We start from the raw sequence: 9,652 nt of genomic DNA on the forward strand, positions 1-9,652 counted from the left end.
CATGTAATTGACTTACCTAAAAGTCAAATGGGCGTTGATGTGGAAGCAGAATACAAACCTAAATACATCACGATTCGGGGAAAAGGAGATATTCTCAAAGAACTCCGTAAAGAAGCAAAAAAAGCTACGAAAGTGTATTTAGCAGCTGACCCGGATCGAGAAGGAGAAGCGATCGCCTGGCATCTTGCCCACGCATTAAAAATAGATGAGGATTCTAAGTGTCGTGTTGTATTTAATGAAATTACAAAAGACGCAATTAAAGAATCATTTAAACATCCGAGAAAAATTGATTATAATCTCGTAGATGCACAACAAGCAAGACGAGTTTTAGACCGTCTAGTTGGTTATAATATTAGTCCATTATTATGGAAGAAAGTGAAAAGGGGACTAAGTGCTGGAAGAGTTCAATCAGTTGCTGTTAAATTAATAATCGATCGTGAAAATGAAATAAAGAATTTTATACCAGAAGAATATTGGTCTATTGAAGGTACATTTCTTAAGGAGAAAGATAATTTTCTCGGGAAATTTTACGGAATTGATGGCAAAAAACAAGAATTAAAAAATGAGCAAGAAGTAAAAGATATTTTAAATAGGTTGACAGAAAAACAATTTAAAATTGATAAAGTAACTAAACGTGAGCGAAGACGGAACCCTGCCAGGCCGTTTATTACGTCCACTCTACAACAAGAAGCTGCAAGAAAATTAAATTTTAGAGCAAGAAAAACAATGATGATTGCCCAACAATTATACGAAGGGATTGACTTAGGAAGAAAATCGGGTGGAATTACAGGGCTAATTACGTATATGCGTACAGATTCTACACGTATTTCTGCATCAGCTAGAAGTGAAACGATTGCTCATATAGAAGAAAAATTCGGTAAAAATTACGTTGGAGCCTCTACAAAAAGAAAACAGCAAGAAGGAGCACAAGATGCTCATGAAGCAATCAGACCAACATCTGTGTTAAGAGAACCAAGCTCACTAAAAGGAATTTTATCTAATGATCAGCTTAAATTATATAAATTAATTTATGATCGTTTTTTAGCAAGTCAAATGGCCCCGGCGGTTATGGATACGATGACAGTTCATTTGCTAAATAACGGTGTAGAGTTCCGTGCAACAGGATCTAAAATTAAATTTAAAGGGTTTATGACTGTTTATATAGAAGGAACGGATCACGGAAAAAAAGAAGAAGAAAAATATTTACCTGACTTAGAGGAAGGTGAATTGATTGACTTTAAAGACTTACAACCAAATCAACATTTTACACAACCACCACCACGTTACACGGAAGCCACATTGGTTGGAACTTTAGAAAAGCAAGGCATTGGTCGACCATCAACCTATGCCCCTACCCTTGACACGATCCAAAGAAGAGGGTATGTGCGCTTGGATAACCGAAGATTCGTTCCAACTGAAATTGGAGAAATTGTAACGGAAATATTAGAAGAATATTTCCCTGAAATAACGAATGTTGACTTCACTGTTCAAATGGAAGATAATTTGGATCTAATTGAAGAGGGAAAAGTCGGATGGATTAACATCATTGATGACTTTTATAAAGACTTTGAGGTACGTCTTGAAAAAGCAGAAGACGAGATGAAAGAAATTGAAATTAAAGATGAGCCGGCAGGTATAGATTGTGAAAAATGTGGTTCGCCGATGGTCTATAAAATGGGACGATACGGAAAATTTATGGCATGTTCTAATTTCCCTGACTGTAGAAATACAAAACCAATCTTAAAAAAGATTGGAGTTACTTGTCCTTTATGTAAAAAAGGCGAGATTGTTGAACGTAAATCAAAAAAGAATCGAGTCTTTTACGGTTGTGATTCGTACCCTGAATGCGAGTTCGTTTCCTGGGATAAACCGATCAATCGAAGCTGTCCAAAATGTAATGAGTTTTTAGTGGAGAAAAGAGCAAAAAAACAAGTGCAAATAAAATGTAGCAATTGTGATTATAAAGAGGAAGCACAATCATAAACAAACTATGCGTTTCAATTGACTATTACAAATTAAAAGAGTAGAATTTTTGTTTGGGATATTGTATTACAGAACGATACAATGTTCCAAACATTATTTTTGTAAGGGTAATTCTGAATTTTGTTACAATTTAGTTAAGTTTATTGATAGTGATTATCAAGTATGTTATGATTGATTAGGTCTTAAATAAGAACTAGTGGAGTGGACGATGACTATCTTAAACGACTCTCTAAAAAAATATATTCAATACTTAGAAGTTGAAAAAAATGTATCGGATTATACAATAACATTTTATACGCAAGATATTCTGTTATTTGCTCGTTTTTTAGAAAAAGAAGCGATTCGTGATTTGTCTGAAGTAGATCAACAAACAGTAAGGGTTTTTTTAACAGAACTATATAACAGGAAACTTAGCCGGAAATCCGTGTCTAGAACACTATCCTGTTTACGATCGTTTTATTCATTTTTAGAGACCGAGCAAATCATTGAACAGAATCCGTTTATACACATTCCATTACCAAAACAAGATAAACAAATTCCAAGCTTTTTTTACCAAGAGGAATTATCTGAATTGTTTGAGGTAAGTGATCTGACAACACCATTGGGTCAAAGGGATCAAGCAGTTCTTGAATTAATTTACGCAACTGGTATTAGGGTCAGCGAATGTGAAGGACTTAAATTACAAAATATTGACTTTTCTGTCGGAATAATAAACGTAATAGGTAAGGGCAGAAAGGAAAGGATCCTTCCATTTGGACAATATGCACAAGATGCTTTGCAAACATATATTAAGGATGGGAGACTTAAATTATTAAGTAAATCATCAAGCACAAAAACAGATTTTGTTTTTTTAAATGCTCGTGGAAATCCGATTACATCAAGAGGGATCTATTATATTTTAAACCAAATGATTAAAAAGACTTCACTTACCGTTCATATGCATCCACATAAACTGCGTCACACTTTTGCTACTCATTTACTTAATGAAGGAGCAGATTTGCGCTCAGTTCAAGAGTTGTTAGGTCATGAAAATTTGTCTTCTACACAAATATATACTCATGTGACGAAAGACAGATTGCGAAATGTTTATATGAACAGTCACCCACGAGCAAATGGGAAGTAGACACTTTACTAGGCGGATAGGAAATTAAAATGTTCTTACTGGATAAGGCTTTCTCCATAAAGCCGTGGCGAATCCCTAATTTTCTAAGGAGCGGTGGACAATGTCAAATGAATTACATGCTACGACGATATTTGCGATTCAACATAACGGTAAAAGTGCAATGTGTGGTGACGGTCAAGTTACCTTAGGGAATGCCGTTGTGATGAAACACAAAGCAGAAAAGGTGCGTACTTTATTTAAAGGGCAAGTAATTGCAGGGTTTGCTGGATCAGTTGCAGATGCTTTTACTTTATATGAGAAATTTGAAGGTAAACTTGAGCAGTATAATGGGAATTTAATGAGATCCACTGTTGAATTAGCGAAAGAATGGCGTAGTGATAAAGTATTGCGGAAGCTTGAGGCAATGCTAATTGTCATGAATAAAGATCATATGTTTTTAGTATCAGGCACGGGGGAAGTGATTGAGCCAGATGATGGTATACTCGCTATTGGATCTGGTGGACACTATGCTTTAAGTGCGGGAAGAGCGTTAGCGAAATATTCTCCAAATTTAACAGCAGAGGAAATCGCTAGAGCATCGCTGGAAATTGCAAGTGAAATTTGTGTGTATACGAATGATTATATAACGACTCAAGTGTTAGAGTAACTTCTTTAAGAGGAGGAATAAGGTAATGGAAGTAAATTATACTCCTAGGGAAATCGCAGAGAAACTAGATCGATATATTGTCGGTCAACAAGAGGCAAAACGTTCTGTTGCGGTAGCACTTAGAAATAGATTTCGCCGAATGCAGTTAGACGATTCGATAAAAGATGAAGTAGTCCCTAAAAATATTTTAATGATTGGTCCGACAGGTGTCGGGAAAACGGAAGTGGCAAGACGGTTAGCCAAACTTGTTAAAGCGCCATTTGTTAAAGTGGAAGCAACAAAGTTTACAGAAGTTGGTTATGTAGGTCGTGATGTTGAATCCATGATTCGAGATTTGGCTGAAGCGGCTATGCGGATTGTGAAAGAAGAAAAAATGGAAGCAGTAAAAGAAAAGGCAATGGAAGAAGCGAATAAAAAGTTAGTAAAATTACTTGTTCCAGATGCAAAGAAACAAAAAACAATGAAAAATCCATTTGAAATGTTGTTTCCAAATATGGATGATCAAGAGACAAATAATCAAACGGATAATAACCAACAAAATGAAATTTTTGAAAAAAGACAAAAGGTTACCAAAATGTTGGCTCTAGGTGAACTAGAGGACAAAATAGTGCAAGTGGAAATTGAAGAACAAGCACCTTCTATGTTTGACATGCTACAAGGTTCGGGTATGGAACAAATGGGTATGAACATGCAAGATGCTTTCGGTCAGTTATTACCAAGTAAAGTGAAAAAGAGAAAACTTCCAGTGAAAGAAGCTAGAAAAGTCTTAACTCAACAAGAAGCACAAAAAATGATTGATATGGAAGAAGCACAGCAGGAAGCTATCAATCGTGCGGAACAAGCAGGAATCGTCTTTATAGATGAAATAGATAAAGTAGTTGGGAAAGATCAACAAGGCCCTGGAGTTTCTAGAGAAGGGGTACAAAGGGATATTTTGCCAATTGTTGAGGGTTCAACTGTAATTACAAAATACGGCCCTGTAAAAACCGACCATATACTATTTTTTGCAGCAGGTGCCTTTCATATGGCGAAACCATCGGATTTAATTCCTGAGTTACAAGGGCGTTTTCCGGTACGAGTAGAATTCAATAAACTAACCGTAGAAGACTTTAAACGAATTTTAACAGAACCTTCTAATGCACTTTTAAAACAATATATAGCATTAATTGCAACGGAAGGTATAAATGTAGAGTTTACGGACGAAGCTGTGAATAGATTAGCTGAAATTGCTTTTCAAGTTAATCAAGACTCAGATAATATTGGAGCAAGAAGATTACACACTATTTTAGAAAAGTTATTGGAAGATTTATCATTTGAGGCTCCTGATATCAATTTAGAGACTGTAAAAATAACAACAGATTATGTAAATGAGAAATTAAACAATATTGTAGTAGATAAAAATCTTAGTCAATTTATATTATAAAAATAAACGGACAGAATAGAGCTATAAAACAAAAATTTCATTAATTTGGAAAATACAGAAAACATTACAAGAGCATAACGGAGGATGGAAGCAATGAATCTTTTAGAGAGAACTAGAAAAATTAATGCATTATTACAGAAAGCAGCAGGAAAACCAGTCAATTTTAACGATGTAGCAAAAACATTATCAGAAGTTATTAACGGAAATGTTTTTGTGCTCAGTAGAAGAGGTAAATTACTTGGAGTTGCAATTAACCAAGATATTGAAAATGAACGAATGAAAAATATGTTAGAGGAAAGACAGTTTCCAGAAGAATATACAAAGGAATTATTAAATCTGCAAGAAACAACTGCAAATATCGATACAGATAGTATTTATACTGTTTTCCCATATGAAAATAGAGAGTTGTTCAAAGACGGATTAACAACAATTGTGCCGATTATCGGCGGTGGAGAACGTATAGGTACACTAGTAATAGGAAGGCTTGCTGGAAGCTTTAACGATGATGATTTAGTGTTAGCTGAATATGGTGCAACCGTTGTAGGGATGGAAATTCTTCAAGGGAAGGCAGAAGAAATTGAATTGGAAGCAAGAAGTAAAGCGGTTGTTCAAATGGCAATTAGCTCCCTTTCTTTTAGTGAATTAGAAGCGATTGAACATATCTTTGAGGAACTAAATGGAAAAGAAGGTTTACTGGTAGCAAGTAAAATTGCCGATCGTGTAGGAATTACCCGTTCAGTTATCGTTAATGCACTAAGAAAACTTGAAAGTGCAGGGGTAATCGAGTCGAGATCGTTGGGAATGAAAGGTACTTATATTAAAGTGTTAAATGAAAAGTTTTTAGCAGAACTTGAAAAAATTAAGAACTAATTAAAAGCAATTAAAGTAATGCGAAAAACAGTCACCGGATGTGGCTGTTTTTTCATGCGAAATTTTTGGACAATTTGTACTAGATAATAAAATTGTATTTTCCAATTTAGTACTTTTAACCTTTTCTCCAATATCGGGTAATTTTTTAATATATTAATAGGCAATTAAACTTAACTTTTTAAGAAATATGTAAAAAACTTGAAATAAATATAGTCATAAATGCTCATTTATTCAAAAAGGGACTGCTTTTTTGAGATTAGTAGTGGACTTTAGACATGATTTCATCTAAAATAATGTTGAATTCGATAAAATATGACAAGAAATACATAATATTTAATGAGACTTTATTAGGAGAATCTGTTAATGAAATTATTTGATCAAACAATTAGTACATTAGAATCGGGGTTAAATTACTCAAGTGCAAGAAACAAGGTCATATCAAATAACATTGCAAATGTAGACACACCGAATTATAAATCTCAAGATGTTGTGTTTAAAAATGTTTTAAATAACGCTATAGAACAGAGACTGGATGCAACTAAAACCCATCCAAGACACCTTCGATTTACATCCAATTCAACAAATAGCTATAACATAACGACAAACCATTCTACTATGTTTTCCCATAATGGAAATAATGTTGATGTTGACAAAGAAATGGCCAATTTGGCGAAAAACCAAATCTATTATCGCAGCTTGGTGGACCGATTGAATGGTAAATTTAATACATTACAAACGGTTATAAGAGGGGGTAGGTAAAAATGTCTATTTTTCATGGGTTTAATATTAACGCAAGTGCTTTAACGGCTCAGCGTTTACGAATGGATGTAACGGCAGCTAATATTGCTAATTCAGAAACAACGCGGGCATCAATAAATGAAAATGGGGAAATAGAACCGTATCGTCGAAAAATGGTTGTTATGCAGCCCCAAACGAATGATTTTAAATCTGTATTACATAAAGCAAGATATGGAGAATCTAAAGATCCTACTGGTGTGAAAGTAACAGGCATTACTGTAGATAGACAACCTTTTAGGGAAGTGTTTGATCCTACTCATCCCGATGCAAATGAAGCTGGGTATGTAAACTATCCAAATGTCGATCCTTTAAAAGAAATGGTCGATTTAATGAGTGCAACCCGATCGTACGAGGCGAATATCACTTCATTGAATGCAACAAAAGATATGTTGTTAAAAACGCTTGAAATTGGTAAGTAATCTTTAAAAAGGAAGTGTAAACTTGACAGGGAATATTCAGTCTTTATCTAATATCGCTCCAATAAATAGAATGGATGTTAAACAACCAATTGATACAAAGTCTGTTCATGAAAATGATTTTGCAACGACATTAAAAACAGCTCTAAATAAAATAAGCGAGGCTGAAAATGAATCAAATGCAAAAACAGAACTATTAGTACAAGGAAAGTTTGATAATTTGCATGATGTAATGATTACAGCACAAAAAGCAAATATTACAGTTGAAACAGCTGTTCAAGTACAACAAAAAGTAATTGATATTTATAACGAAATGATGCGAATGCAAGTTTAACGTGTCGTTTTATTTTGAAGGTAAGAAAGGATAAAACTTTCTTACTTCTCACTGGCTAAAAGCTCGGGCGTCCTGGGACTGGGACTGCGCTTACTCGTCCCATCGAAGGGCATTTGCTCTTTCGTTCGTCCACCGTAAAGGATTGTCGCGGGCGCCAGTACTAGCACGTCAATCACTCGTAAGTGCAACTTTGGCTTTTTGCCATAAAGGCTTGGCGATAAGCCAAGTTTTCTAATGTTAGGGGAATAATTATTTTTATTTATGGGAAGTCCGGTGGGAGTATATGAAGGAAAAAATCAATCAATTTATGCAGCAATTAAAATTATTATGGATGAATAGTTCGAAAACGAAAAAGACTATTTTTTTTAGTACAGCAGGTTTACTCATTGTATTAATCGCTGTAATTACTATCTTTACTTCAGTGAATAAATTTGTCCCGCTTTATACTAATTTATCTTTGCAAGAAGTAGGACAAATTAAAGAAGAACTCGATGCCAGGAATATTCCTTATGAATTACAAGATGGCGGAACGACGATTGAAGTACCAGAAGAGCAAAGTGAGCAATTATTAGTTGATCTCGCCGGAAAAGGGATTCCGCATAGTGGAAATATCGATTATTCTTTTTTTAGTGAGAATACATCTTGGGGCATTACGGACAATGAATTTAATGTTATGAAACTAGATGCGATGCAAACAGAACTTTCCAATCTAATCAAAAGTATTGAAGGTATTGAGGATGCGAATGTAATGATTACATTGCCTCAGCAATCGGTATTTGTTAGTGATTCGGCAGAAGAAGCAAGTGCATCAATCGTTTTACATACAGATTACGGCTATGAGTTTAAAGGGAATCAAATTCAATCACTCTATCATTTAGTTTCTAAAGCAGTGCCCAATTTACCACCTGAAAACATTGTTATCATGGATCAGAACTTTGAATATTTTGACCAAGCTTCTTCTAATATGGTGACGGACGAGTTTGCTGGTCAACAAGAAATAAAACGAGAAATTGAGAGAGATATTCAAAAAAGATTACAGCAAATGTTAGGTGTTATGGTTGGAATGGATCGAGTTGTTGTCTCTGTCACTTCTGATATTGATTTTACAAATGAAAATCGTACGGAAGAAGTAGTTGAACCAGTTGATGTTGATAATATGGAAGGTATTCCAGTCAGTATCGAAACTATTACGGAAACATTTGAAGGGACTCAGGCAGAAGGTGGCGTAGTTGGAACGGGGGAAGAAGATATTGCGAATTATCCCGCCGCAACTGCGGGTCAAGATGGGGATTATGAACATGTCAAAGAAACGATAAATTATGAATTGAATCGAATTCATCGTGATATCGCGGAATCTCCTTATAAAGTTCGTGACTTAGGTATTCAAGTTGTCGTGGATAGTATCCAAGGCTTTGAGGAAGATGAAGTACAATTACTCACTCAACAAGAACAAAACACTGTCGAACAGGGGATTACCTCTATATTAAATTCAATGATAACAACAACCATTGATGAAGAGTATAGCGATATAGATCCTGAAGAGAAAGTATCGATCGTGTTCCAAGAATTCAACGGGATGGATAGAATCGATCCGGATAATGCAACACCAACAATTCCAACGTGGGTCTATATCGTAGGTGGAATACTATTAGCAATTATCATTCTATTAATCGTATTATTATTCAGAAATAAAAGAGAGAAAGAACTAGAAGAGAGTTATGAGGAAATGGCAGCGACCGTTCAGAATACAGAAGTAGAAGTACCTGATATTAGTAGTCAACCAAAATCGGATAGTGATATTCAAAAAGAACAAATTGAAAAAATGGCGAAGAATAAACCAGAAGATTTTGCGAAATTATTAAGAAGCTGGATTTCTGATGACTAGGGGGAGATGAAGATAGCTAGAAAAATGAAAAAACTAACAGGGAAACAAAAAGCAGCAATTCTACTTATCTCCTTAGGCCCAGATGTATCAGCCGAAGTATATAAGCATTTAACCGATGATGAGATCGAAAAACTTAGTTTAGAGATTTCATCTGTACAAAAAGTAGACAATGAT

General features: G+C 34.9%; 9 protein-coding genes and 1 pseudogene. All 10 read left to right on the forward strand.

Annotated elements, in window-relative coordinates; genetic code table 11:
- The coding region (gene topA / locus ACPYKA_RS15035) for a type I DNA topoisomerase (protein ID WP_479543031.1) at positions 1–1,983 on the forward strand (1,983 nt) is incomplete at its 5' end.
- A gap of 208 nt (positions 1,984–2,191) precedes the next feature.
- Complete coding sequence (xerC, locus tag ACPYKA_RS15040; protein WP_479543032.1) at positions 2,192–3,106, forward strand: tyrosine recombinase XerC; 915 nt, start codon at positions 2,192–2,194, stop codon at positions 3,104–3,106.
- 100 nt (positions 3,107–3,206) lie between these two features.
- On the forward strand, positions 3,207–3,752 hold the full coding sequence (gene hslV / locus ACPYKA_RS15045; protein ID WP_479543033.1) for an ATP-dependent protease subunit HslV: 546 nt from the start codon (positions 3,207–3,209) through the stop codon (positions 3,750–3,752).
- A gap of 25 nt (positions 3,753–3,777) precedes the next feature.
- Positions 3,778–5,175: an HslU--HslV peptidase ATPase subunit gene (gene hslU, locus ACPYKA_RS15050; RefSeq protein ID WP_479543034.1), complete on the forward strand. Its 1,398-nt coding sequence runs from the start codon at positions 3,778–3,780 to the stop codon at positions 5,173–5,175.
- Between the two features lie 93 nt (positions 5,176–5,268).
- The gene (gene codY, locus ACPYKA_RS15055; RefSeq protein ID WP_479543035.1) at positions 5,269–6,045 is read left to right on the forward strand and encodes a GTP-sensing pleiotropic transcriptional regulator CodY; all 777 of its coding nucleotides are present in this window, start codon (positions 5,269–5,271) and stop codon (positions 6,043–6,045) included.
- A gap of 363 nt (positions 6,046–6,408) precedes the next feature.
- On the forward strand, positions 6,409–6,804 hold the full coding sequence (gene flgB / locus ACPYKA_RS15060; RefSeq protein WP_479543036.1) for a flagellar basal body rod protein FlgB: 396 nt from the start codon (positions 6,409–6,411) through the stop codon (positions 6,802–6,804).
- Between the two features lie 2 nt (positions 6,805–6,806).
- A complete protein-coding gene (gene flgC / locus ACPYKA_RS15065) occupies positions 6,807–7,262 on the forward strand; it encodes a flagellar basal body rod protein FlgC (protein ID WP_479543037.1) in 456 nt (151 codons plus the stop codon).
- A 22-nt stretch (positions 7,263–7,284) separates the two neighbouring features.
- Positions 7,285–7,593 carry a flagellar hook-basal body complex protein FliE gene (gene fliE / locus ACPYKA_RS15070; RefSeq protein WP_479543038.1) on the forward strand — a complete coding sequence of 103 codons (309 nt, stop codon included), beginning with the start codon at positions 7,285–7,287 and terminating at the stop codon, positions 7,591–7,593.
- Between the two features lie 283 nt (positions 7,594–7,876).
- Positions 7,877–9,478: a flagellar basal-body MS-ring/collar protein FliF gene (gene fliF, locus ACPYKA_RS15075; protein ID WP_479543039.1), complete on the forward strand. Its 1,602-nt coding sequence runs from the start codon at positions 7,877–7,879 to the stop codon at positions 9,476–9,478.
- A 6-nt stretch (positions 9,479–9,484) separates the two neighbouring features.
- Positions 9,485–9,652: pseudogene (locus ACPYKA_RS15080) on the forward strand (flagellar motor switch protein FliG); the annotation flags it as partial.

Source organism: Pseudogracilibacillus amylolyticus (SeqCode), from assembly GCF_051918545.1.
Classification (GTDB): Bacteria; Bacillota; Bacilli; order Bacillales; family Amphibacillaceae; genus Pseudogracilibacillus.

What these genes read in the sequence shown, in the direction of transcription:
- xerC (WP_479543032.1), top strand. Translation starts at nt 2,192, where the DNA reads ATGACTATCTTAAACGACTCTCTAAAAAAATATATTCAATACTTAGAA.
- hslV (WP_479543033.1), top strand. Translation starts at nt 3,207, where the DNA reads ATGTCAAATGAATTACATGCTACGACGATATTTGCGATTCAACATAAC.
- hslU (WP_479543034.1), top strand. Translation starts at nt 3,778, where the DNA reads ATGGAAGTAAATTATACTCCTAGGGAAATCGCAGAGAAACTAGATCGA.
- codY (WP_479543035.1), top strand. Translation starts at nt 5,269, where the DNA reads ATGAATCTTTTAGAGAGAACTAGAAAAATTAATGCATTATTACAGAAA.
- flgB (WP_479543036.1), top strand. Translation starts at nt 6,409, where the DNA reads ATGAAATTATTTGATCAAACAATTAGTACATTAGAATCGGGGTTAAAT.
- flgC (WP_479543037.1), top strand. Translation starts at nt 6,807, where the DNA reads ATGTCTATTTTTCATGGGTTTAATATTAACGCAAGTGCTTTAACGGCT.
- fliF (WP_479543039.1), top strand. Translation starts at nt 7,877, where the DNA reads ATGAAGGAAAAAATCAATCAATTTATGCAGCAATTAAAATTATTATGG.